The organism is Algoriphagus aurantiacus (assembly GCF_035156405.1).
Taxonomy (GTDB): domain Bacteria; phylum Bacteroidota; class Bacteroidia; order Cytophagales; family Cyclobacteriaceae; genus Algoriphagus; species Algoriphagus aurantiacus.
In genome coordinates this window covers 89,115-114,752 of the sequence record NZ_JAXRUT010000016.1, presented here as the reverse complement: position 1 = coordinate 114,752, position 25,638 = coordinate 89,115, and the positions used below count along the sequence as shown (strand labels likewise).

Annotated in this window: 18 protein-coding genes; 4 read left to right on the top strand and 14 right to left on the bottom strand. The window is 40.0% G+C overall.

Going from position 1 to position 25,638, the window contains the following annotated elements:
* Window positions 1-103: 103 nt before the first annotated feature.
* On the top strand, window positions 104-2,104 hold the full coding sequence (locus tag SYJ56_RS16140; protein ID WP_323835859.1) for an alpha-ketoacid dehydrogenase subunit alpha/beta: 2,001 nt from the start codon (window positions 104-106) through the stop codon (window positions 2,102-2,104).
* A 19-nt stretch (window positions 2,105-2,123) separates the two neighbouring features.
* On the opposite strand, the gene SYJ56_RS16135 is transcribed toward SYJ56_RS16140, so the two are convergent.
* Window positions 2,124-3,284 (bottom strand): cellulase family glycosylhydrolase, encoded by a 1,161-nt coding sequence (locus SYJ56_RS16135; protein ID WP_323835857.1) that lies wholly within the window; start codon window positions 3,282-3,284, stop codon window positions 2,124-2,126.
* A 149-nt stretch (window positions 3,285-3,433) separates the two neighbouring features.
* Here SYJ56_RS16135 and SYJ56_RS16130 point away from each other — a divergent pair, with 149 nt between their 5' ends.
* Window positions 3,434-4,129: a hypothetical protein gene (locus tag SYJ56_RS16130; RefSeq protein ID WP_323835855.1), complete on the top strand. Its 696-nt coding sequence runs from the start codon at window positions 3,434-3,436 to the stop codon at window positions 4,127-4,129.
* A gap of 86 nt (window positions 4,130-4,215) precedes the next feature.
* Here SYJ56_RS16130 and SYJ56_RS16125 read toward each other — a convergent pair whose 3' ends face one another.
* The 8 genes from SYJ56_RS16125 to SYJ56_RS16090 all read right to left on the bottom strand — a co-directional run bounded on the left by SYJ56_RS16125 (window position 4,216) and on the right by SYJ56_RS16090 (window position 17,695).
* Window positions 4,216-5,337 (bottom strand): hypothetical protein, encoded by a 1,122-nt coding sequence (locus SYJ56_RS16125; protein WP_323835853.1) that lies wholly within the window; start codon window positions 5,335-5,337, stop codon window positions 4,216-4,218.
* A 106-nt stretch (window positions 5,338-5,443) separates the two neighbouring features.
* Entirely contained in the window at window positions 5,444-6,628 is a 1,185-nt protein-coding gene (locus SYJ56_RS16120; RefSeq protein ID WP_323835851.1) for a hypothetical protein, read from the bottom strand.
* A 317-nt stretch (window positions 6,629-6,945) separates the two neighbouring features.
* The gene (locus SYJ56_RS16115) at window positions 6,946-7,890 is read right to left on the bottom strand and encodes a 6-bladed beta-propeller (RefSeq protein WP_323835849.1); all 945 of its coding nucleotides are present in this window, start codon (window positions 7,888-7,890) and stop codon (window positions 6,946-6,948) included.
* A 452-nt stretch (window positions 7,891-8,342) separates the two neighbouring features.
* Window positions 8,343-11,543, bottom strand: a complete 3,201-nt coding sequence (locus SYJ56_RS16110) for an efflux RND transporter permease subunit (RefSeq protein WP_323835848.1) — start codon at window positions 11,541-11,543, stop codon at window positions 8,343-8,345.
* A 1-nt stretch (window position 11,544) separates the two neighbouring features.
* A complete protein-coding gene (locus SYJ56_RS16105) occupies window positions 11,545-14,589 on the bottom strand; it encodes an efflux RND transporter permease subunit (protein WP_323835846.1) in 3,045 nt (1,014 codons plus the stop codon).
* A gap of 3 nt (window positions 14,590-14,592) precedes the next feature.
* Window positions 14,593-15,663 (bottom strand): efflux RND transporter periplasmic adaptor subunit, encoded by a 1,071-nt coding sequence (locus tag SYJ56_RS16100; protein ID WP_323835844.1) that lies wholly within the window; start codon window positions 15,661-15,663, stop codon window positions 14,593-14,595.
* A 196-nt stretch (window positions 15,664-15,859) separates the two neighbouring features.
* Window positions 15,860-17,065, bottom strand: coding sequence for a 6-bladed beta-propeller (locus SYJ56_RS16095; RefSeq protein WP_323835842.1), 1,206 nt, complete (start codon window positions 17,063-17,065; stop codon window positions 15,860-15,862).
* Between the two features lie 81 nt (window positions 17,066-17,146).
* Entirely contained in the window at window positions 17,147-17,695 is a 549-nt protein-coding gene (locus SYJ56_RS16090) for a septal ring lytic transglycosylase RlpA family protein (protein WP_323835840.1), read from the bottom strand.
* A gap of 70 nt (window positions 17,696-17,765) precedes the next feature.
* On the opposite strand from SYJ56_RS16090, the gene SYJ56_RS16085 reads away from it, so the two are divergent.
* On the top strand, window positions 17,766-18,995 hold the full coding sequence (locus tag SYJ56_RS16085) for a metallophosphoesterase family protein (RefSeq protein WP_323835838.1): 1,230 nt from the start codon (window positions 17,766-17,768) through the stop codon (window positions 18,993-18,995).
* Window positions 18,992-22,024: an SMC family ATPase gene (locus tag SYJ56_RS16080; protein WP_323835836.1), complete on the top strand. Its 3,033-nt coding sequence runs from the start codon at window positions 18,992-18,994 to the stop codon at window positions 22,022-22,024. Before SYJ56_RS16085 ends, SYJ56_RS16080 begins: the two co-directional genes overlap by 4 nt.
* A 191-nt stretch (window positions 22,025-22,215) precedes the next feature.
* On the opposite strand, the gene SYJ56_RS16075 is transcribed toward SYJ56_RS16080, so the two are convergent.
* From SYJ56_RS16075 to SYJ56_RS16055, 5 genes are all read right to left on the bottom strand, one after another.
* Window positions 22,216-22,467, bottom strand: a complete 252-nt coding sequence (locus SYJ56_RS16075; protein WP_323835892.1) for a DUF4143 domain-containing protein — start codon at window positions 22,465-22,467, stop codon at window positions 22,216-22,218.
* Window positions 22,468-22,614: 147 nt separating this feature from the next.
* Window positions 22,615-23,223, bottom strand: coding sequence for an alpha/beta hydrolase (locus tag SYJ56_RS16070; protein ID WP_323835834.1), 609 nt, complete (start codon window positions 23,221-23,223; stop codon window positions 22,615-22,617).
* Window positions 23,216-24,166, bottom strand: a complete 951-nt coding sequence (locus SYJ56_RS16065; protein WP_323835832.1) for a ring-cleaving dioxygenase — start codon at window positions 24,164-24,166, stop codon at window positions 23,216-23,218. The genes SYJ56_RS16070 and SYJ56_RS16065 overlap by 8 nt, the downstream gene beginning before the upstream one ends.
* 296 nt (window positions 24,167-24,462) lie before the next feature.
* Window positions 24,463-24,990: a YceI family protein gene (locus SYJ56_RS16060; protein WP_323835830.1), complete on the bottom strand. Its 528-nt coding sequence runs from the start codon at window positions 24,988-24,990 to the stop codon at window positions 24,463-24,465.
* Window positions 24,991-25,064: 74 nt separating this feature from the next.
* On the bottom strand, window positions 25,065-25,517 hold the full coding sequence (locus tag SYJ56_RS16055) for a MarR family winged helix-turn-helix transcriptional regulator (RefSeq protein WP_323835828.1): 453 nt from the start codon (window positions 25,515-25,517) through the stop codon (window positions 25,065-25,067).
* Window positions 25,518-25,638 lie beyond the last annotated feature (121 nt).

Below are 25,638 nucleotides of genomic sequence, written 5' to 3'. Positions count from 1 at the left end.
TTATTTTTCGCCCCGATTCATTTCGGGGCATTTTCGCAAGGTGCACTTTCATCCTTTGGCTTTTTACTTCCTTCCCGTACCTTAGGATGGAAATCTTTGTTCCATGGAAATCACTACCCAAACACTAGCTTTTGACCGCAAAAATCTATCTGACAAAAAGCTGCTGGAGCTTTATGAATCACTTATAATACCCAGAAGAATCGAAGAAAAAATGCTGATTTTGCTTCGTCAAGGTCGGATTTCCAAATGGTTTAGCGGCTGGGGTCAAGAAGCAATTTCTATAGGGGTTGTAAATGCCTTGCAAGCTGATGAGTTCATCCTTCCAATGCATAGAAATCTTGGGATTTTCACTGGTAGAAACATGCCTTTAGAGCGGCTATTTGCTCAGTTCCAAGGAAAAAAATCTGGCTTCACTAAAGGCAGGGACCGCTCTTTTCATTTTGGATCTATTGAGCATCATGTAGTGGGAATGATTTCACATCTTGGCCCACAATTGGCAATCGCAGACGGAATTGCTTTGGCAGATAAACTTGCTAAGGAAAAGAAAGTGACTGTTGTCTTTTCTGGGGATGGAGCAAGTTCAGAAGGGGATTTTCACGAAGGCTTGAATGTGGCTGCGGTCTGGAAGTTGCCTGTGATTTTTGTGGTAGAACATAATGGCTATGGGCTGTCTACGCCAAGTGAAGAACAGTTTGCGTTCAAACATTTCACTGAAAAAGGACCTGGATATGGAATGGAAGCGATTCGAATTCAGGGAAACAATGTGCTGGAAGTTTATACTGCGATCAAAAGACTAGCTGAAGATATCCGTGAAAATCCCCGTCCGGTTCTGGTGGAAGCCATCACTTTTCGAATGCGAGGACACGAGGAAGCTTCTGGGACTAAATACGTCCCAAAACAGCTCATGGAAGATTGGAGCAAATTGGATCCCGTGGAAAACTACGAGAGCTATTTGGAAGAAATCGGGGTTCTAGATGAAATAGCAAAAGAACGCATCAACATACATGTTAAAAAAGCAATCAACGAAGCCTTAGAAATTGCTTTCGCAGAGGAAGCCATTTCTCCACATCTAGAAACTGAGCTAGCAGATGTCTATGCTCCTTTTTCTCAACACGTGATTTCCCCACCAGAAAATGGCGAAAAATCTGAAAAGCGCTTTGTAGATGCGATCAGCGATGGCCTACGCCAATCCGTGGAAAAGTACCCAAACCTTATTCTCATGGGACAGGATATAGGAGAATACGGGGGAGTTTTCAAAATCACGGATGGATTTAAAACTCAGTTTGGAGCTGACCGGGTGAGAAATACTCCGCTTTGCGAAAGTGCAATTATCGGTGCTGGACTTGGTTTGTCAATCAGGGGCTTTAAGGCGATGGTTGAGATGCAATTCGCAGATTTCGTAAGTGTAGGCTTTAACCAAATCGTGAACAACCTCGCCAAAATTCACTACCGCTGGAGCCAGCAAGCAGATGTAGTCATCAGAATGCCAACGGGCGCAGGAATGGCAGCAGGGCCTTTTCACTCCCAATCCAACGAGGCCTGGTTTTTTCATACTCCAGGTCTTAAAATCGTCTACCCCTCAAATCCCTATGATGCAAAGGGCTTGCTGAATGCAGCCTTCGAAGACCCAAATCCTTACCTCTACTTTGAGCATAAAGGAATGTATCGATCCATCTCCGCAGAGATTCCTGATGACTATTATACGGTTGAGATTGGCAAAGCGGCTTTGTCTGAAGTAGGAAACCAACTCTCTGTCATCACTTATGGAAAGGGCGTTCATTGGGCTACCAGAGCTGTGAAGGATTTAGCTATTTCTGCTGATATCCTGGATTTGCGTACTCTTTTACCTTGGGATAAAGAAGCGGTAACAGCAACTGTGAAAAAGACTGGAAAGGTTATTTTTCTTCAGGAGGACTGTCTGACAGGAGGAATCGGAGCTGAGATCTGTGCTTGGATTTCGGAGCATTGCTTTGAGTACTTAGATGCTCCGGTGATGCGTGAAGGAAGTTTGGATACTCCTGTTCCTTTTGCGCCAGCATTAGAAAAGCAATTTCTCCCTGTGGAAAGGTTTACTAAAAAGCTGAAGGATTTGATTGCTTATTAAGCCCACCTTTTCTAATACTTTAAATCTGAGCTCTGAGCAGTTCCAAAAACTTCCTGTCTAGCTTCTCTCCGTACCAATCTTCATAATCCACATCCTTTCGGCCAGAATTCATTACTCCGAAAGCTCCTGAAAATTCCCAGATCCCAAAACCAATTCCATTTTCCTTCAATACTGTAAGTACATCACCAAACCAACTTAAGAACACCTCATGTGGGGTTTCATTGTAACAACCGCATTCTCCACAATGCACACCTACTCCCTGATCGATCAAGGCTTTCCAAGGAGCATAGTATTCACGGATATTATCGATTCCCAAAACTCTTTCACCCTGTGTTAATGGCCAATCTACTGGCGGAACACTTTCCGGATCTTTATACACCCATCCAGCTTTGTAATGTGAAATCGGGAAAGGATGATATCCTCGACAGCTTTGCGCCAGCTCTAAATCCGCCAACTCAGGCATAGCCGTGCCCCCTCCGCCATTTCCATCTGCAATCACCAATCGCGATTTTTTCACGGATCTAATAGTATCCAAATCCGCTTCAGCTACGCGATGGTAATCTACCACATCCACTGGTCCTCCTGGACTATGCTGATCATTTGGATCTTCACGCTGATAAGGTTCATTGACTAGATCAAAGCTCAATTTCTTCTTAGAAATCCCTTTGTATCGGTTTGCCCACATTTCCCAATGTGCACAGAATGCATCTTGGGCCTCCTGATCTTTCCAGAGATTATAAGGCTCTTCGAAGCCGGCATTGATACAGAAACCAGGTGCCCTATGAAGATTCAAACTCACATGCAACCCCTGAGCGATACATCGCTCTACTAGTTCATCTACCTTTTCCAGTCGACTTTCATCAAAATTCAACACCTCATCCGGTCGAATCGGTCTAGATCGATCTATATCCAAATAGCTAGGATAAGAAATGGGAATGCGGGCAAAATCAAACCCCCAATCTGCAATCCATTGGATATATTCGGGTTTGGTAGGTCTACCCGCATTTGGATCATGAGAGAAAAAATCTAAAAGATTGAAGCCTTTCCATGCTGGAAGCTTGTTTTTGGACTTGATAACTTCGGCAAAAGCCTGAAGTGAAGAACCAGCAGCCAAGGTTAGTCCTGTGCCGAGCAAAGCTGATTTCTTAAGAAAATCCCTGCGGGAATCTGAGGTAGTCATGGGTTATTGTAGGTTTGAATGGCTCAAGATAATAAAGTCGTTCAGATCAGGCAGGAATTTCAAGGACAAATAACCGCACCTAGCATGATTTTATAAATCAACTAAACAAACCCCTATAGTTATCCCGTATGTAATACAAATTACTTTTTATGCGAAAACCTATACTTTTCTTTATCTGTTTCATTTTATCAACTCCGCTCCTCGCACAGTTCTTTATTGCAGGAGGACATTTAAACGGAGGTGTGCCGGTATCCGTTCTTAAAAAAGAAGTGGGTTATTTATTTTTCCCTTCCATTTCCGGGATAGCATTATATGAATTCAGGGATCACCCTATTCAGGTAGGATTAGAGCTAGTCTATGGAGTGTATGGAACCAAGGTAGAGGTGCGGGACGATCTTTACCCAGGATTTACAGAGAAATATAGGATCAGGCGAAACAATAATTATACTTCAGGAATGGCTGTATTCCGATACCTACCTTCTGTGACCAGCAGGATCACGCCTTTCGTTGAAATCCAAGCGGGAGCAAATTACTTATACTCAAGATTCAAAATACGCCCATCCTTATTTGAGGAACCAGTAGAAGCAGGCAAAGACATGGAAGATTGGTCATTTGGCTACAAGATCGGCGGAGGTGTTCAGTTTCCGATTCCAGGGATTGATGGAGGAAAGCTAGAATTGAGACTTAACTATCAAGATGGAGGAAATATGCGGTTCTTAACCAAAGATGACACTATCTATTTACCGGATAAAGGCAATGGAGAATTCGATTATAATCCCCGTCAAAGCCCACTTCAGCTGATCAATGCTTCCGTGGGGATAGTGGTGTATGATGCGTTTAGGTAAAAAAAACAGTTACCACTTGCGGTAGTCTGATTTGGTACGCAGACATAATGAAGTTGCAGTTAATCAACCAAAACTGGAAACTAAAATCATATCGGATCAACAGACACTAAGTAATACTTAAAAATATCCTCATCAGGATCTTTGGAAGATTGTATCAAGATTTTTCCTTCTACAGTTATATGGAACCATTTCAGATCAGGCTCGATAGCTGTGAGGTCAAACTCTCCAACTTTGTCAAATGAATTGTCAAATAACTCCAAGAATTTTTTATGGGAATCTTGTTGACTTTCAAAAACCATCCGGCACATCAACTTATCATTTAATCTGAATACCGCGTCGTAACTAACATCATTATCCCACTTGGATTTTATATCGAAAAACTCCTCCCAATCATTGATCCCACTAGTTTTTCCAGGTTGGTCTTTTTCAGTTTTAAATAGTTTGGATTCGTATTGAAAATCTGACTGCTCCAAGTCACCCAACTCAATCATATTTATTTTATTCATAAACGGATAGGATACGATAAGCATGGAATCAGAGAGAGTTAAATAAGGGGAAAAAGCATTTGAAACAGTAGTTCCCTTAGCGAAGTCAAAAGAAATCATGTGCTTAGAAATCTGCTCGGAATCAAATGAAAAAGAAATTTCTTCAAAGGATTCAAAATCATACTTCCACAGAGAAAACTTTTCCGTTTCATGATCTTCAATAATTACAGAAAGGAATTCTCCAGTAAATGGAGCTACCTGAAATACTCCATTTCTCCCTGCCCCTTTAATCGCCTTTAATGCTCCACTACCATCATCCAATACTTTGGTGATCTTTAAATGTACAGTCTCCCCATCTTTGAGATAAAAGATTTCATTTGGTGTAAAGAAGATAATTCTTTGCTTTGTGTAGTTGAAATGATAAAAACTAGGAATACTACCCGGCCCTTCGCGGGGAATCTCTAAACCAGGCACAAGTCGCTTTTTCTCTGGACTAAAAGAAACAGTATCCAATCGCCGAAGGAAGGTATTAAAAACCAAGAAAGACTCATTCTTCTTATCCAGTGGAGAAATAGAAAATGGCAGTTGCGAGGACATACCCACTTTGCCAAAGTCCAAGCTCATTTCCTCGCTGAAGGAAATTTGGTATTTAGGTACTGTGGATTTCTCCTCAGTGCACCCAAAGACAAGGGTGATAAATCCTAAATACAACAATATCTTCATGTACTTCTTACTCAATCAGCCAAAAATATAAGTAAAGCAAACTAAAGATTTTTAAAAGGGAATTAACTGTCGAGCAATTAAAATTTCTTTATCGCGAAAAATAAATTCACTCCTCCACTAACCTAATCTCATAAAACAGATTGTAATCCCGCTCTACTTCTCCATCAGCAGCTTTGACAATCAAGGTGCCATCCGGAAGACCCAAATTCACATTACCTTCTACCGGAAGTTCATTGAGGATTCCTATTTGCAGGTCCCCTTTTACAACTATATATCGTGGATTTCTATGCTTAGCATGTGCTTTTCTGTACTCTGGATCTTGTTGGTAATTCTCCCCTTTTGACCTATACTCATTATAAACATCTTCCGGAATTGCGGTATAAAAAATCGCCAAATGATACTCTCCAAAACTTTTCACATCGCTGAATGATGGATAGAGTAGGTATTCTCGAGATACATCAGGGATTTCCTGATCTCTATCAGGATGGGATAATTTTACTGATTTTTCATTTATCAATGAATTTCCTTCCAAATCATAAAGGAAAAGTTGATCTCCCATCGGAGGAAGAATTGCGGCTTTGTTCCGTTTAGTGTCAAATGTCAAAAATGGAAAACTTTGACCAATCCAACGTTTAGTCGTTCTTGGCACCCATGCTTCTGGATATAAATTCAAATAGGTAATAGAATCGCGATCTAAATCATAGAAATATCCTGTCTTCACTTGGTTATAAAATTCACCTCCAATTTTATCAGGATCTGCATCAGCAGGATTATAGGAATTCACTTCCTCACCAAGAATAAAATCCTTTCCGTCCTCATTCCAAATAGAGAATGTCTGTCGGTAAAAAGAAACAAAAATCGCATTCAAACCCACAGCTGGTCCTTTAATCTTTTCTATTTTAAGGAAGTCCCGATCAAACAAATGAAAGTCCATCGTAGCAGACAATTCTTTGAATATAAACCTATCCTTACCCAAAAACCTTCCTTCCCAAATCATCGAAACTTGGTTGGGACCTTCTCCTGCAAGTGCCACTTCTTCTATCATTTCCCCTTTTCCATTTACTATGAAAACTTTACCGCCACGACGCTCCTTCATAAGATATTGATCAAGATCATCTTGATAATCCAAGATCACCAAATCTTCCAATACGTCCACCATGATAGAATCAACCACTTCAAACTGAAGTTCTTGAGTTGGGCTAGTTGGAGTTGAAGTCGCTTCTTTTTCGGAGCAGGAAAAAAGCGTGATAGCAAAAAGTGTGGTAAGGATAAGAAAAAGGGATTTATTCATAGTAAGGAGTTAAAGGTTTTATGGTTAGTCGGGAAATGTGAAATTTATAGGACAAGCGCTCCGACATAAAATGAATCATCCCTGCAAATTTAAAATTGAACTTTAAATTTGCAGGGATGACAGGGCTAACCATTTATTTCAAATCTCGCGTCGAAATACCTAAGATATTAAATTTAACTGGCCAGTGTCCACTATATCACATTACAATTTTAGCAATACATCATTTCTCTACAAGCTAGTCCAAAAACTCCTGATAGTTTGGGAAAGATGGGTTTCCCACTGATTTCACGGGTAGAATTTTTTTCATTACTTGTGGTTTATTCCATATTGTAAACCTCTATTTTACTATTTACTTTATTGAATGCAAAAAGCTTGTTTTCTACGGCTGAAACGCTCAAGTATACTTTATCTGGTAAATCGTAGTAATCTGTAATTTCCCCATTTTCAACGTTTATCTTAATTATTTTATTAGGAGAAAAACTATCTGTATTTTTAATAATTCTACTAGTTAATAATAAATACAAATAATCATTGTCTAGGTATGAGTTTTGAATCATTACATATGAATCTGACCTTTCTCTTGATGTTTGTTCCAGGATTGCTATATTTTCTTTAAAATTTGATAATAGGTTTGGATAAGTGTAATTGTGGAGTAGCGATCCATCTGAAGTGTAAATGTTTATATTGCTGTTTTGACAATTAACAGTCAATATGTCTCCTTTTTTTGTTAGATGGAGGTTAGTTAAAGCATCATTCATGAATATCGAATTCCTATCATTAGTATCACCTGTATAATTGCCAAAATAGGATTTTGCATCTGTCTTATAATTGTATTTTATTATTGAATTGGCCCCGTCTAATGTATGAAAGTAGAAATAGGTACCATTTTTTGTAAACTCCCCATTAGCTAATGAAAATGGTTCCGGAGTTTTGAAGCTCAATAGGTAATTTCCATCTAGGTTATAAGCGTTTATTCTTTGGTTTCCAGAGTCTCCAACCCATAGCGTATCATTTTCAAATACTATCCGTTGTGGATCGTAATATTGACCTGGGCCGTCTCCCATTTCTCCAATTTTCTCTTTTAGAGCATAACTTTCTGATACTAGATATATAGTGTTTCCTGAAGTGTTTACTAATAGAAAGTTATCTTTATAAGCCACTATGTTTCTTATATCAAATAGATATGTTGAGTCATTTAAACTTTCATATTGAATAGTTGGACTTAATTGAGTCCAGTTTTCAAATTCTCTGTTTTTTGTCATACAACTTACTATACAAAATAGCAGTAATATTGAGTAGGTTTTTCTAAACATTTTAATATTAGGTTTAACACCAAGTGGATCTACCATCACAACTTACACTTGATCCTGAAAATCTATAGCAGACTTCTGTTCCAGTACATGAAATTGTCTTTTCAGCTGAACATATCACTGTGACACTACAAGAATAACCGCTTGAACTTGAACTAATTTGGGCAATTGCATCATTTGATATGGTTAGAAATGGATCTGTTGAGGCTTACTTTTACATTCATACATAGTGCTATCTCCACAGCCAAGCAACGCTAAAAATGCAATTACTAATACCTTCCTCATTGTTATAGATTTCTAAATTTTAACCGCTACCGATACCCATCGGGAGGTGCAAATATGCAGTTGTTGCGTTTTGGGAAATTTTAAAACACACATACAAAACCTTCGAAGTTCAAAAAACCTCAACCATTATCCAAAGCTTCCCCGCCGCGTCGCCGCGAGAATAACCCAATCACCCCTTTGCGCCTTCGCGGCTTTACGGGAGAGACATCCTTCACTACCGCCAGAGACTTCTTCCACAGCAATACCGGTAACACCCAAAACACCCCCAGCATACTGAACATCAATCCGCCAATTGTTCCAATGGCAAGTGAGAACCAGAAAACCTCATTTTGTCCTTCCATAATAAATGGAATCAAGCCAAAACAGGTGGACATAATCGTGAGCAAAATCGGAATCGCTTTTCCAGCTACAGACTTCAGCACATTTCGATTATATAACCCTTGGCTTCTATTGTTTAAGTCATTGACAATAAATATTCCGGCATTCACAGCCAGGCCTCCCAACATCACAAAAGCAGCATACCCTCCCTGATCAAAGTAAAAATCAAAGAGTGAAAAGATCAGAAACAAACCAATGAAACTAATCGGGATGAGCACGATGATGTAAATCGGCTGCTTTAGGTTCTCAAACAATACAGAACAAATCATAAATACCCCTATAATCAACAGCCCCAACAAGGAATATTGAAGCTTCTGCTGATCGTAGTTCCAGCTATAAGCATCCTTCTTTGCTTCATATCCTATCGGCATCGACACCTTCATTTCATCCAGCACTTCATCAAGGTACTCATCACCAAATTTCCTTGAACCCATGTATTCGAAGGCCACAATCCGGATGTATTGCCTATTTTCTTTATGTAGCGAATTAGTCGTGGTTTCTTTGGTTAGCGTTCCATAATCAGAAACTTTATAAATCTTATTTTCTCCTCCTATCAGACCTTTTTGCTCCATGTCAAACTTACTGAAGTCCTTTGATCTACGCTCTCGTATCATGAGCCCATAGTTTTTTTCCTCCAATGTCAAAAATGTCGATGTTCGCTGTGGTTTGGACATATCCTGAAGTGCGGTAAGTACTTCAAACTGATTTGTGTGCCCAAGCGCCATTCTATTCTGGTCGAGCCGAAGTACATATTCCTCCGTTTTCTGCTCACCATATCCTGCCCTCTCATTCGTTTTCACTTCCTGAATACGTTTGTGAAGCAAAAGCTTTTCTGCCAATACATTTGCCTGTCGCTCCAATTCATCAAAATTGTAGCCTTTCATTTTCACCCGATAGCTTGGAATCTGATCACTGGACCCTCCGGTGTAAAAACCTTGTCCTACTCCATAGATATTCCACTGAGCTCCACTCCAATCCGTAGATTTCACAGAAAGTTTCCCCTTCAGTTGGTAAGGCAAAGCTCCTGTTTCATATGCTTCTTCGAAGGTGATTTCTATACTTCCCTGCTGGCCGCTATAGACTGAAGTCACATACTGATCTATGCCTTGCACCCCCTTCAGGTAGGACTCAAACTCCCGCATAATAAAGTCCATTTGATCCAAAGTATTGCCAAATGGTAATCGGCAGTAGATATAAAGTTTTGTCTTAGCAGCCTCTCGGTAGCCGCTTTTCTCATACACCCCCCTTACAAACATTCGCATCGATCCGCCCAAGGCTTTGTCAACATATGGACGAATCTCTTCTTGATAAAAGGTATTCCCTACTGTCTTGTTGTACCACTCATGTTCATCCCATTTGGCAGGTAGAAAGAAAATCGGCAGCCCAAAAAGCAAGATAAGTAGTGAAATAAATGTCTTTCTATATTTCGCTGTCCAACCTATTCCTCTTTCATAGCTTCGCAAAGCTTTGACCCGCTTTCGCAATTTTGGAATAGTCAGTTTTCTCCCTTTGTTTATCGATTCTTTGAACAATACCTGATAAAAAGCTGGAGTGAAAACCAAGGCTATCAAAAGGGAAATTCCCAGCATTACGGAAACGACGATGGAGAATTCAGTGAGATTTTTTCTTTGTTCTTCAGGGAGAAAAAAGACAATCATTAATGCTGCTATGGTCGTCAGTGAGGCTGCCAAAAGTGCCAGGAATACTCGACGGTTTTTGTGCTTGTGCAGGTGGTCGATCATTATGATCGCATTGTCTACGATCAACCCAAAACTGATCGTCAATCCTGCCAAAGAATACATGTGAATATCCACTTTCAAGAAATATAACACAATGGCACAAAGGCTTAGATTAGCCAAGATTCCCAAAAAGAGAATACTCAAGTATTTAATATTTCTATTGATGAGAAAAATAAAAACCACCAAAATCAAGATTGAAAGTCCCGATCTCTTATAGATTTTATTCAGTTCCTTTTCCAAAAACTCGGTATCATCAGACTCCAAACTTACTTCAAAACCAGCAGGCAATGAGTTTTGAGCATCTTCTATAGCAAGTTTTAGCTTTTGTGCAAGCAATACCTTATTGACTCCATCGCGATTGTATACCGTAAGTGTGACCGAATTATTTCCATTTATTCTGTAATACCGGGTCGCTTCGGCTTCTTCCAAGGTCATACTCGCTACATCGCGGAGGCGTACCTCCATTCCTCCCGTTTCACTGATGACCAAATTCTCAAGCTGATCTTTGTCCTGAAGTGAACGATTTACCTGAACAAAGAGCGTTTCACCTTCATTATTCATCACAGCCCCTGGAAATGACAACCCAAATGCATTCCCAATACTTCTTTCCAACTGATTTTTAGTGACTCCAAAAGATTGCATTTTTTGGATATCGTAGGTCACAAAAAGCTGTAGATCATTTGCCCCGAGTACTTCCACTTGCTCTACATCTTGATAGCGAGTAAGTGCAGGTTTGAGAATATCCTCAGTTATTTTCTTGATTTCAAAAGAAGCAAAGGGACCATTTACACTATAGGTCAAAATCGGTGATTTTTCCTCCGATCTTGCTTGAGGAGATTGCGAAACTACAGGATAACCTACCCGCTGATCCATTTGTGGATAAATCTGCCGGATCATAGAGGAGATTTCAAACTTCTTCATCTCCATATCAGCCTTTTTGTCAAAGGTCAGGGTAATGGAACCATTGTTATAATTAGAACTAGAATTGATTTCTTTAAGCTCTGTCAATTGTGAAAAAGCACCTTCCAGTGGAGAAGTTGCAAGTTTCTCAACTATTTCCGGGGAAGCATTTGATATATTATACCCGACGGATAGAATAGGTGATCGCTCCCTCGGATTAAGATCTATAGAAAGCATAGGAATGACCGCCAATCCAAGGATGGAAACGACTACAAAGACTATCAGAATTCTGAAAGGAGTCATATTAAGTCGTTTTCAGAGATTTCTTAGAAACAGTAAACCAGTAAGCCAAAGGCACAAAGTACAAAGCTGTAAGGGTGCCTATAGTCAGACCACCGATTACCGCAAACACTAAAGGACGCTGCAAATCTGCTCCCAAACCACTGCTAAATACGATTGGTATCAGTGCTAAAATCGTCGTGATCGAAGTCATCAAAATAGGCTTAAGACGAATCTGCCCAGCTCTGTGAAGTGCCATTTCCAGTGCTTCAGTGGCCGAAACCGTATCTGACTCCACATAGGTTGCGCGGAGACGGTTGATCGTATCGATCTTGAGAATCGCGTCATTCACCATAATTCCCAGCATCACCACCAAGCCTATGGCAGACATCACATTGAGCGAAGCTCCAAAAAGCAACAGCACCAAAAATGCACCTCCAATTCCCAGCGGAAGCGTGAATACCACAATTAACGGCTGGATAAAACTCTCAAATTGCGCAGCCAAAATAAAGTACAGCAGCAAAACTGAAATCAATAAAATCCCGATCAACTGACGGACATTTTCCTTGTCTTTGAAATACTGCCCGACCATAGACACGCCGAGATTTTTTTCCTGACCCCAACGGATGTATTCACTTGCATTTTCATCAGGATTCTCGCTGGCCACATTGAGGGATTGATAAATCCCACCCTTATCAGCCGTCACATATTTGTAATGATCCTCGTATTGATACTCCACAAATTCCCCTAGAATGTAGGAAGTCGTATCAGAAGCAATCACTCTGGTATTACGCAAAATATCTTCAAATCGTGCATTTGTCTCTTTCAAACGGATTGGGGTGATCTCCCCAAAGCGTCTAATATCTGTGATAGTAAAGCTTCCAAATAGCCTAGAAATCTGGTTTTGTACTGCATCGACAGGAATCTGGTATGTTGCCATTTTATCTGCGCGAAGTGTAAAGACTACCGAAGCTTCCTTCTGCAATCCAGGACCACGTTCCCATTCCTGGGTCGGAAATTGGCTTAGCCAAGGATCCATTTTACTTTCAGGCACAGGTTCTTTTGCTTCTAGATCTTTCCATCTCACTTCGTAAAAAGGTATGGAGGAATTGAATAATTGATCAAAAGCATTTGGAGCATCGCCTAGCGTGAAAGATGCTTCCGGATAGTTATTTTTCAGGTAAGCCTCCAATTCCTTTATGGCAGATTCTTTTTCTTCTACCGTAGGAAAAAGGAAATAAAGCAAAGACTGCTGTATGGAATTCTCCCCATCGAAAAGTAAGAATTGCTTTACCCCTACATCCGCTTCAACTTGCGAATAACTTCCTTCCAGGCTCTTCAAAAGCGTAAGTACACGGTCTCTGTTTTCTGCAGCCGAAATCGGTTCACTCCAGTCCACATCCAGCGTTGCATCCAGTTTTTCGATTTCTGGCAAACCAGTAGTTTTTAGCACTAGACTGACTGCCAATCCAAGAGGGATTAAGAGAAAAAACACAAGCATAGCTATTTTTCTATTGCCTGTAATTTTGCGATAGCCAAATTCATACAAACCTAGAACCTTGCTGAAAAACGCGCCTTCTCCGTCATTGTAAGCTTTTTTGCTTCTCGAAAACATCAAGAAGTAAAGCATAGGAAGTAAGATAAAAGCCACAGCAAGGGAAACCGACAGAATCGCTGTCACTGCCACAGCCTGATCGAAGAATAAGGCTCCGGAAATTCCACTTAAAAAGACTAGCGGCACAAAAACTGCCAGAGTCGTAAGGACGGAACTGACCAGTGCTCCCATTACTTCGTCCACTCCTTCCACACATGCTTCGAAAAGCGGCAAGCCACTCTCCCGCTTTCGGGTGATATTATCCAAGACAATGATCGCATTATCAATCAGCATACCTATTCCGAGTGCCAGACCCGAAAGAGAAATGATATTGATAGAAAGATCAAAAAAGTAGAAAATCAAGAAACTGATCAATAAGGAAGACGGCAAGCTCACACCAATAATCAGCGGAAGCCTGTAATCTTTCATAAAAAGAAAAAGCACAGCAAATGCAAACACACCCCCAAATAGCAAGGAAGTTTCCAAGTTGGAAATCGCAGCATTCAGCAGGTTTGACTGATCTTGGGTAAGCTCAAACTCTACCTGAGGGTAATCCTCCCTGAACAATTCCAGAGATTTTTTCAACTCAGGTATCAGCTCATTCATTTTGGCGGAAGCCTGCTTGTGAACCGTAATTACCAGACTTTCCTGCATACCGAACAGGTGATAACCCAGTGTTTCCTGAGTCTCATAGCTCACTTCAGCCAGCTTTCCAAGAGGAATAATCACGCCCGAGGATGCTGCGACCGGCAAGCTCTCAATATCAGCAGGGGTATCTACTCTAGTCGCAAGGCGAAGGTAGTAGCGAAATTGACCGTCTTTTACAGAGATCCCAGGTAGTTCAGAATTACCTGATTGTATCGCAGAGATCACATTTTGCTGAGTCATTCCAAGAGCGGACAACGCCTCCTCATTTGGCTTTACAGTGATAATGCGCTCCTTCTTACCATTGATATCTACCAAAGAAACTCCCGGCAACTGTTCAATTCTTTTCTTCAGAACATTTTCTGCCAAAAGACTCACCTCAACTTCATCAGCACTTTCCGTGGGAACTACTTGAACACGCGCTACCGGAATATCAGAAGTGTTGATCCGTATAACTTCCGGGCGTCCCAGATCTTCGGGCAGACCATTTGTTAACCGGTCTATTTTTTCATTGACATCAATATAGGCCAACTCCATTTTCGTGCTGTAGTCGAAAGTCAATCGGATAGTTCCTACTTCTGAACCTGCTTTGGAGTCCATTTCTTCCAAACCATTTAATGTGATCAACCCCTCACGGATTCGACTCAGTACATTTTGCTCGATAGCTTCCGGAGAAGCATTCGGATAGTTGACTTTCACCACGATCTGCGGAACATCGATCGGTGGCAAAAGCGAAATAGGCAGCGTGCGTAAGACAATGAAGGCAAATACCATCAGCGCCATAAAAGTCATAAAAACTGCAATCGGCCGGGCCAGTAAAAATCTAACCATGGCTTATTCTTTTACGATTTGAACCGGAGCTTGATGGGCAAGTTGAAGGTTGTTGGAGGTGATTACTGTGCTATTATCTTCGATACCATCCAGAATCTCCACTTCTTCCCCATTGTCTTTACCCACTTCCACGTAGTTCCATTTGGACTCGTCATTTTCTATAGTAAATACCACTGCCCTACCCGATCTATAGACCAAGGCATCTTTTGGTACTACCAAGCTATTGTTTTGCGGAGCTCGAATTATGGCTCGTGCATTCATCCCAGGAAGAAGATTTTTATTTGCTGCCAAAGTGATAGAAACCTGCACTAGTCCGCTTTCATCTACTTTAGGATTGATACCCGTAACTCTTCCGTTTAGGGCTGTTTGTGTATCTGAAATTGGGTAAACTTCTGCTTTTTGATTAATGGATATAAGGCTTATGTCTGATTCCAGCACTTTTACTTTGAGAATAAATTCACTGGTGCCTAAAATCTGGCAAAGCTCTGTACTTGCCCCGACCAAACTTCCAGCCTTATACTTGAGGTCAGCCACTTGGCCTGAGATTGGAGCTTTTACCACACTACGGTCAAAACTCATCTGGGCTTCTTTAAGCTCAACCTCGCTCAGAAAAAGACCTGATTTTGCACGTAGCTGCTCATCCACCACAGCTTTTTGATCTGAGTTATCTGACTCAAACAAAGTTCCAAAACCCATCTTCATGGATTCATATTCAGCATTTGCATTGCGGAGGGAAATCTTTGCTTTTTCAAGTCTAAACTCCGCTTCAGTAGGATCAAGTTTGGCAATGACATCACCTTTTTTGACGTACTGTCCTTCCCGGACATTTACTTCAAGTAGATAACCGGCTTGCTCTATTACAGCCAGAACTTCCGCGTCAGCTTCAAGTTTGCCAGTGGCATTGATTAGATAATCGAAGCTTTTGCGTTCCGCTGAAGCAATATTGACTTCTGTTGCAGCGACTTCATTTCGAAAGGATTCAGTGGGAGCTTCTTCGACCTTTTCCTTATCTTCTTGACAGGCAGAGAAAAGGACTATTAAAAAACCGAAAAGTAGGAGAGTAGATTTTTTCATTTAAATAGTAGTTTCAGCAATTAAGAAACTAACAATTTCTTCAATGTCAAAATCTTTATTGCTGAAAGGATGTTAAAAAACGTAAAGATTTGAAAATTCAATGAAATTGTATCTGGTTGGCTATGATCGGTAATTGATTTTGGAGAAATATCAATTCCAGTCAGATCACCTACCTCAGACAGAAAAATCCAAATACCTACAGGCCATCTTTTAGCTTAAACTTCATGATGATGGTCTCTTCTAAATCTGTCTGTTTTAATAAGCTTAATAAATCCTCATCATAAACAGAACCAGACTTAATAGTTTCCATAATGTAATCATAATAAATTCCTACACTTTCTATATTTGATGCAATTAAAAAACTTTCAGACTCCTGTGAATAAGAAGCCATATTGTATGGGCCTTTGAAAAACAGTTGAAGGTACAAATCATCAAACTTTCCTTTTGCGGCATGTTTCATATTCAAATGCCCATATGTTTCACCATTTGCCAATCTTACCCCAAACGTGTAGCCATTGGATGAGCCTTCTCTAAAATGATAATAACATATAAATTCACCTTCCCCACCCAACTCGAACTTGGTCAATATATTCTCATTATTTTTATTTCTCTCACTTTCCTTAAATGCCATATAATTTGAAGAGGAAGACTCTGGAAATCTACCAGGAAAATTAATTTCATATTTAACAGAATCATCATCAGGCCCCTCACCTATTTTATAAATAATAGAGGATAGTGGATACGTATAATAATTACCATTAATAAAACCTGTGTAATTCATTGCCTGATAGTTTCCATCTTCAGCATAGGCCATTCGTTTATCTATCAAAACTCCATCTGGGTTATAAATATTGATATTAAAATTATCGTCTCCTTCAATCATATAGGAGTATAGAGCCACATTTCCGGAATTTAAGACACTTATTTGTGTTCCCCAGTCTTCCAGTTTTATTGTGCGGATAAATTCAAAATTTGAGGAGTCAAAAATATACACAGAAAAATCCCCTCTTGAATAAATATAAATCTGATTTTCGTGAACATCGAAATCAGATACTTCACTGAATTCAGCAGGCCCCTCACCTTGGTTGCCCACTAAGCTTAGAAAGTTTCCAGCTTTACTGAATGCAAAAACAACTCGCCTTTTGTGATCTAAGATAAAAAGCTTATTTCCTATTTCCCTTATTTTACTTGCCATTGTGATTTTCAGAGAATCGGGAGTTTTAAGTAAAAAAAACTCAGCTTCTGAAAACAACTCTCTAGGTGAAATCAAGGAATCAGTTTCTACAACTTTTGCAAAATCAATTACTTTTTGCTCAACCTTACTTTTCTCATTAGCTTCTTTTCTGCAGGAAGAAAATAGCGCAATTAAAAAACCGAATAATAAGAGAGCCGAGTTTTTCATTGAAGAAGTAGTTTCAGCAGTTAATAAACTAACTGTTCCTTCAAATAAGAAATCTATTCTGTATCAAGGAAGTTAATGATTCTAAAATAATGGAATTGACTTATCCATTTCCAATGGAGTAGGTATAATAGCATCTTCCACAGGTCGTAGCCGCATAGTAGCTGGTGGATCATCTCCAAAATATTCGATAAGTCGATCTATTTCATTAGGATTTTCTACTTCTATAGTTACTGTAGTAATTCCATCGTGGAGAAGACCTAACTGGGTACCGGCGGCTCTCGATAAATCAATAATACGCCTGGAGTTTTTTGGAAGTCGATCATTCACTCTTACCCAGACAAAATCGCCGGTGTCTGTCCGTGTGACTTTGACCCGGGTGTCGAATGGAAGAGTTTTATGTGCTGCCGTAAGGCTGTCCATATGAAAAATCTCGCCACTGGAAGTCTTTTTTAAATGAAATCGGCGACCATAAAAACTAGCAGTACCTTCTTGAATGACCAAGGCATCAAGAGCCATATCAGGCTGAGAATACTCCGGTATAAGTGACGCAACCAAAATAAGGAGCCAATTCCACATAGTATATCCTGAATTATCGCCTGCCATGTCAATAAAGATGCCAATTAATGTCATTTATATCAAATGGCTTGGAGCAAGTCAATCACAGAAGTACCTTAGTTATTCATTCATTTTTAGACACGGCATGATCAAAATTCTCCACACAGCAGATTGGCATTTGGGAAAAAGACTTCAGGAATTCTCCAGACTAGAGGAGCAAAAATTGGTTTTAGAAGAAATCAAAATTATCGCTGACAGGGAAAATGTAGATTTGATTTTACTGGCGGGTGATATTTTTGATACATTTAATCCAAGCCACGAAGCTGTAGAATTGCTTTACAAAACACTACGCAGGCTCACAAATGGAGGAAAGAGGCCAATTATTGCGATTTCAGGAAATCATGACAGCACACAGTTTGTCGAAGCTCCAGATCCATTGGCCAGAGAAATGGGTATTTTTTTCTATGGAAAATATGACACCGTAATCCCTACTGGAAAACTTGACAATGGTATAGAAATCACGCATTCCGACTTAGGTTTCGTAGAAATGAATCTCCCGAAATTTGATTTTCCTATCCGAATTATTTTGGCACCCTATGCTAATGAAGTCTCAATGAAAACCTACCTAGGAGAAGGAGATCGAGAAGAAGAATTCCGCAATCTGCTGGGAACAAACTGGAAGAAAATAGCTGATCATTTTTGCGATGAGAATGGAGTGAATTTATTTGCAGGGCATTTTTTCTTTATGAAAGAAGGAGAAAAACCAGAACCAGAACCAGAATCCGAGCGCCCAATTCTTCACGTAGGTGGAACACAGGCGCTTTTCACCCGCAATATTCCTCCACAAATTCAATACGCAGCTTTGGGACATTTGCATCGCTACCATGCTGTGGGACATGAGCATTGTCCCGTGGTCTATTCCAGTTCTCCTCTCGCCTACTCCTTTAGCGAAGCGGATCAACAGAAGCAAGTTGTAATCATCGAGGCAGAACCTGGCAAACCTGTCAATTATCACCCTATTGGATTGACTGAGGGCCGGCCACTCTACCGCAAAACCTTCAATAATCTTCCCGACACCTTAGCTTGGCTGGAGGAGAATGCTTACTGCTTTGTGGAATTGACTTACATCACAGAAAGCTCCATAGAAGCAGCTACCCGAAAAGCAATTATGAAAGCCCACGATGGTATTGTCAACTTAATTCCCCAGATCAAAAACCCTTTGGGACGTGAAAATCAAAGTTTGCAAGTGGAAGATTTGGGAAAGGACATGGAAAGTCTCTTCAAACTATTCTATGAAAGTGACAAAGGTCAGGAGCCCAATGCGGAGCTGCTCACAATCTTCAAAGAAGTCATCAGCCAAAACGACGAAGCATGATCCCAATTAAACTCGACATTCAAGGATTGTATTCCTACAAAGAGAAGCAGACTATTGAATTTGACAAGCTGACAGCGGCAGGACTGTTTGGGATTTTTGGTGCAGTCGGCAGTGGTAAATCTTCTATTTTAGAAGCTGTTCTTTTAGCATTATATGGCAGTACAGAGCGACTCTCTGATCGAGGAGAGAAAAACAGTATGGTCAATCTGCAAAGTGACTTATTGCTTATCAATTTCGAATTCAGCTCTGGTAGAAACAATGTAAAAACCTATTTGGCCCGCTATGCTGCGAAGAGAAATTCCAAGAATTTCGAAGATATCCGGACTGCAGAACACACGTTCTATGAAAAAGTAGATGGGAACTGGGAGCCGATAACTTCAAGAGCTGAGGAAATCGTCGGTATGAAAAAAGAACACTTCAAGCAGACTGTGATCATTCCGCAGGGAAAATTCCGTGAGTTCATCGATCAAAAGCCGTTGGATCAGGCGAAGATGATGAAGGAACTGTTCGGCTTGGAGCGATTTGACCTTTCATTTAAAGCAGGAATTCTCTTAAAATCCGCCAAAGAGCAAAAAATCCGACTTGAAACTCAATTGCAAGGTTTAGAAGATTTTACAGAGGATATACTCACAGAAAAATCAAATCAATTTTCTGATCTTAAAATCCAATCCGCTGAAGCTTCAGTGAAGCTAAAAAGTGCAGAATCGGATGTTCGCCTACAAGAAAACCTACGGGCTAAAAATCAGCAATTATTAAAATTCAGAACCGAGCGGGAAAGTCTTAATCATCAGCGCCCAGAAATAGAAAAGCAGCGTCAGTTACATTCAGAATTCATCAAAGCAAAAACCTATCTCCGCCCCGTTTGGGAACAGATTCGCGATACTAAAGCAGATTTTGAAAAGTATAAAGTAAGCGTGATTGACTGTGAGCGATTCAAAATTGAGTTTGCCAAGGAAGTAACGGAGTTGGAAGAACAAGAAGCAGAGCTCAAAAAGAAGAATCAGGAAAGGTCTCAGCGGGAAAGTAAAATCAGAGACCTGAAGAAAGTCATCGAAATTCAAAAACTGGAAACTCAAAGGGAATCGGAGAATTCCACTCTGGTAAATTTACAGCCAATCCTAGAGAGTAAAAGACAAGCTCAGAAGTCACTGGAAACAAAAATTGTTGAACTAGAAAGTGAAGCCGAAAATATCAACGCCTCTGACAGTTCTGATTTAGCACATCTGATCAGTTCTTCAAAAGAATGGAAGACTATTGAAAATCAATTGAGTAAAATTCAATTTGAAGCCAAAGAAGTAGATCAAGAACTAAATGTCTGTAAAGGAAAAAACACAGCGCTAAAATCTTCAATTCCCACTAATGAAAGTTCTTTCGAAACCTGGATAGCGACTCAGAAGACAACTATTCAAGAATTAGAAAAGCAACGGGATCTTTTGATGCAAAAGCAGGGACTTGCCGCACATGTGCATTTGCTTCATACTGGAGAAGCTTGTCCACTTTGCGGAGCATTTGAGCATCCAAGTCCACTTGAAGGTGATACTGAAAGTGGTTTGGAACAAAAAACTAGTCAAATACAAGATGCAAAGTTACTTCTTGAGCAAACCCAAGCTTCTAAAGCTGCTCACAATGAATTAGTCTTTCATCTAGAAAATCATCAAAAAAACCTAAGTTCTAAGGACAATCAAATACAAGATTTGAAGCAGAATCTTGCTGAAATAAAAACCAATTTATCACAAAGCAACATTGATTCGCAAGAGAGCTTGCTAGCTAAAATTCAAGCACAGGAGCAAAGCAATCAGACTCGTGAGCGACTTTCGCAAGAAGTGAAATCCCTACGGAAAACTTGGGAAACAGAGCGGAGATTTATTGATCAATCAGAAAAGGAGCTGCAACACGCACAGCTAAAACTACAATCAGTACTATCCAACATCTCCTCAAAGAAAGAAGAAATCAGAGACATGGCTTTCTGTAAACAATTTTTCAGCAGGGATTCTTCGCAAATCCAATCAGCAATAACCAAAGTAGAAAGAGATATTGAAGAAGCCCTTCAACTACTCGAAGGGAAACAAAAGCATCTTCGAGAGATACGCAGTAAGAGAGATATTAACCTGGCCGATTTGGAGAATTTCATAAATCACCGGGATGAAAGCCAACTCAAACTGCAAAAGTTGAATTCTGATTTTGAATCGCTGAAAATTCAGCATGGATTCACAGATGAAGAACGGTTGATCCGTTTATTCCATCACTCGATAGATGCGGAAAAAGTAGCTCGTGAAATCAATCAGTTTGATCAGGCGCTGGCCATCGCCGAGAATAGGATTCAAGAACTGGAAGCCGAAAATGGAGTTGTTGATTTTCAAGAGCAAGCATTCCAGGAGCTATTCTCATTCTTTGAAGAGCTGAAGATCAATGCAGAATCTCTGCAAAAAGAGGTTCATCTACTCGATAAGGAAATTCAGGAAGCCACAGCTAAACTTGCAGAAAAGAAGCTTCTTCAGGCTGATTTTGCCAAACTGGAGATCAGAGAAAGCTATTTGAAAGAGCTGGACAATATGTTCCGAGGCAGTGGTTTTGTGAAATTCGTGAGCTCGATTTACCTCAAAGAACTTTGCAATACTGCAAACGTCCGCTTTATGAAGCTGTGCAAAAACCAACTTAGTTTGGAAATCGACGACAACAATACATTTTGGGTGATTGATTACTTAAATGGTGGTAAAAGGCGATTGCTGAAAACACTCTCGGGAGGACAGACTTTCCAGGCATCACTTTGTCTTGCTCTGGCTCTGGCAGAGAAAGTAAAAGCGCTAAATCAGGCAGATCAAAGTTTCTTCTTTATGGATGAGGGATTCGGGGCTTTGGATAAAAATGCACTACGTGTAGTTTTCGAAACACTGAAGTCACTCCGTCACGAAAATCGGATCGTCGGAATCATCAGCCATGTGGAAGATCTACAACAGGAAATCGGAGTTTTTGCAACGATAGAATTAGACCCAGAGCGAGGGTCTCAAGTGAGCTATTCGTTCCGGTAAATATTCAACTTCGCTCACTGAGTAAATTTACTCAGAGTATTGAGTAAATTATTTATATCGCTTATTATCTATTGAAAATCAGTAATTTATAAGATAATTTTTAATACAAAAATCATGTAAATCGAGCTGTATACTACTTGTCTAGGATAATTAGCCTTTCAATTAAAAAAGACAGCCATTAGACTGTCTTTTTAACTGTATAAATCTAGCACATCCATCTGCAAGAACTCCTCCCAAGGAATACCATCCGAACCTATAACAAGTGACTTTTCTGGATGGTAGATTTTCGTGAAAGCATTTAGCCCCGTTAATCCGCCTACTTTAGAAGTCTTGACCTCAAGAGCAATTACACGCTTTTTATACTCCACGACGAAGTCAACCTCATCATTGCTTTCCCGCCAATAGTAAATATGCAACTTTCTCTCTTTGAAAGCCTGATTTATCAGATGCGCACCTATATTTATTTTATTATCAGGTATTTATGTAATAATTTTAAGTGATTTTATGTAAAAAAAAGTTTTGTTTCGGTTGTGGACAAAAAAATCCTCTAACAAGCTGCCAGAGGATTTTTTGAATTATAGAAAACCTATTTACAATATATTTTCGTTTACCCAATCGATTTCTTCCTTGCGGATGGTGTGATTTGAGTCTTTGAAAATCATCAATTTCATTTTTGCACCCATCCTGCTCAGTAGGGTTTCCGAATCATTTATTCTAGAAAGAGGCACGTGAATATCTTTTTCACTACTTCCAATAAAGATTTTAGTGCCTTCAAAATCACCAGAATATTTCTCCTCTTGAATCTCTTCGCCAATCAATCCTCCCGTGAAAGCAATAACTCCACCTAGCTTTTGGGCATTATGTGCAGCAAATTCAAGACTCAGACAAGCTCCCTGAGAAAAGCCAATCAGCACTACCTTTTCTGCAGAAATACCTGCTTGAGCGACTTTATTCCATGCTCCCTTTATCGTCTCCAACGACCCTGCTAATGCAGACTGATTTGCCTCATCTGGAGCCATAAAGCTATAGGGATACCACGTGCCCTCATCAGCTTCAGGAGCTAAAAGCGCATAATCATCTAACTTAAGGTACTTCGCTAGCGAAAGAATACTCTCTGCACTTGCACCTCTTCCGTGAATTAGAATCGCGGCCTTTTTTGCTTGTGCCAATGGAATTCCTCCTGTTATTATATCAGACATAAGATTCAACATTTAGCGAAACTGGAGTTAAACTTGATTCTAGTTTTTCTCTATTAGGTTCTGCCCAGTCAGGCAATTTGATCAATTCGCCCAAGTGAGCTTCGTCCTCGTCAATGGCAAATCCAGGTTCATCAGTAGCTACTTCGAAAAGAACTCCTCCTGGCTCTCGAAAATAGATGGACTTGAAGTAATTTCTATCCTTTACTTCAGTCACTTGATATCCATTACTCATCAAGAGCTCCTGAACTTGAAGTTGCGACGCGGCATTCTCTGTTCTGAAAGCAATGTGGTGCACAGTTCCAGCGCTTTGTGAGCCTCGGTTCCCAGATTTATCAATTACGATGTCCACAATATCACCAGGCTTGCCAGCTGTGCCATAACGGAATCTGCCATTTTCTTCCCCGATGAAATGATAATCCATGTGCTCAGTGAGCAACTTCTCAGTCAAATCTTTTGCCCGAAGATTTAATGTAGCTCCGTAAAAACCTCTAATAGAATGCTCGATTGGCACTTGCCCATAAGACCAGCCACTTCTATCATCCTGATCATTCGCTACCAGCTCAATCCCCATGCTGTCATGATCTTCGAAACGGATCAACTTATCACCAAATCGCGTCAGAGCATCAGACACGGGAATACCATATTTTTTTAACCGCTCTATCCAAAACTCCAAGGATCCCGCTGAGACAGAAAAGGCGGTATAAGTAACTTCACCAGCTCCTTTAGTTCCTTTTCTAGCACCAGTAAATGGGAATGTGGTAAATACAGTACCCGGTCTTCCCAACTCATCTCCAAAATAGAAATGATATACACCCGGTGCATCGAAATTGATAGTCTTCTTCACCAGTCTCAATCCAAGAATCCCGGTGTAGAAATCGATATTTGCTTGTGGATTGCCAGCTATCGCAGTGATGTGATGGATTCCAGTGATTAATGGTTTCATATGATTATAATTTGTCTTTTAAAGGCCATATGGAATCTCGCCGGATTTTAAAATCATCCCTCTGTGTGTCGGTTATGACATGCTCGATTTCATCTGTTTAAAATTTGTTTTCCAATGGTCATGTGGAATGCCCTATATAATCATCCCCCTGTGTGAGAAGTTTTTCTCATGGGCATTTCATAATAGTTATGGAAAATGGTTTAAGAAATTTTCAACCCTTCGGGGGCTATAATCTCCTCAGGTATTTATTGAGACCTTCGAGTACCTGTATCGGTACTCAAAAGTCTTTTTGCTAATTAAGCCTGCTTTACAAGCTGAACGTTCAAGATCAAGCGAACTTGATCACTTACGACTACACTTCCTGCTTCAGTCACTGCAGACCAAGAAAGTCCGAACTCTTTTCTATTGATTTTACCCTCAATCTCAAACCCTGCTTTAGTTTGTCCATAAGGATCACCAGCAACTCCACCGAAATCAACGTCTAGTTCAACGTTTTTAGTGGTTTCTCTCATTTTCAAATCACCTACTAACTTATAATCTCCACCAGAATTTTTGATTTTACCAGAGAAAGTCAATTTAGGGTGATTCTCTGCGTCGAAGAAATCAGCAGATTTCAAGTGATTGTCTCTGTCCTTTTGGTTGGTATCAATACTATTGATATCTGCGGAGAAAGAAACAGTTGCTCCATCGAAATCCTCAGAATCGCTCTCAGCAGATCCTTCGAAAGTCTTAAAATAACCTGTTACTGTAGAAATCACTAAGTGCTTTACTTTGAATGACACTTCAGAGTGTGTAGGGTCGATTGTCCATTTTGTAGTACTCATAATTTTTGTTGTTTTAGTTGATTTTTAGATTGTATTAATATTAAATGTATATACACGTAATAGTGCAAATTTTTTTAGCCTCTTAGTTTGTCAAGAAGATCATTCATCATAACCACCTCTTCCTGATTAAGTTTAACTACTTGATTATTGAATCCTTCCATATGAATCTGCAAATCATTCAGTATTTGAAGCCCTTTTTCAGTAATCAAAATATCCACTTGACGTCGATCACTTGGGCATTCCCTTCTTTCTACCAAATGCTTTGCCTTCAACTTGTCCACTAATCGACTAGCATTAGACATTTTATTGAGCATTCTATCCTGAATAGAAGACACTGTAGTAGGCTCCCCATTTTGACCTCTTAAGATCCTAAGCACATTATACTGCTCTGGAGAAAGATCAAAAGGCTTTAATATCCCATTTTGCGCTGACACCAAATAGCTGTGCGTATAGAGGAGATTAACCACTAATTTATTGTACGGGTCTTTGAACTCCTTCTGCTTGATTGCTTCTTCTAGGCTTCCCATATCTTTTGTTATTGTATTTAATGTATATACACATAAGTGTAGTAAAAGGTTTCAATTGTTGAAATCTTTTTTGAAAACAATTGAAAAATGACCTAGAATGAGGTCATTGGAGAATGAATTG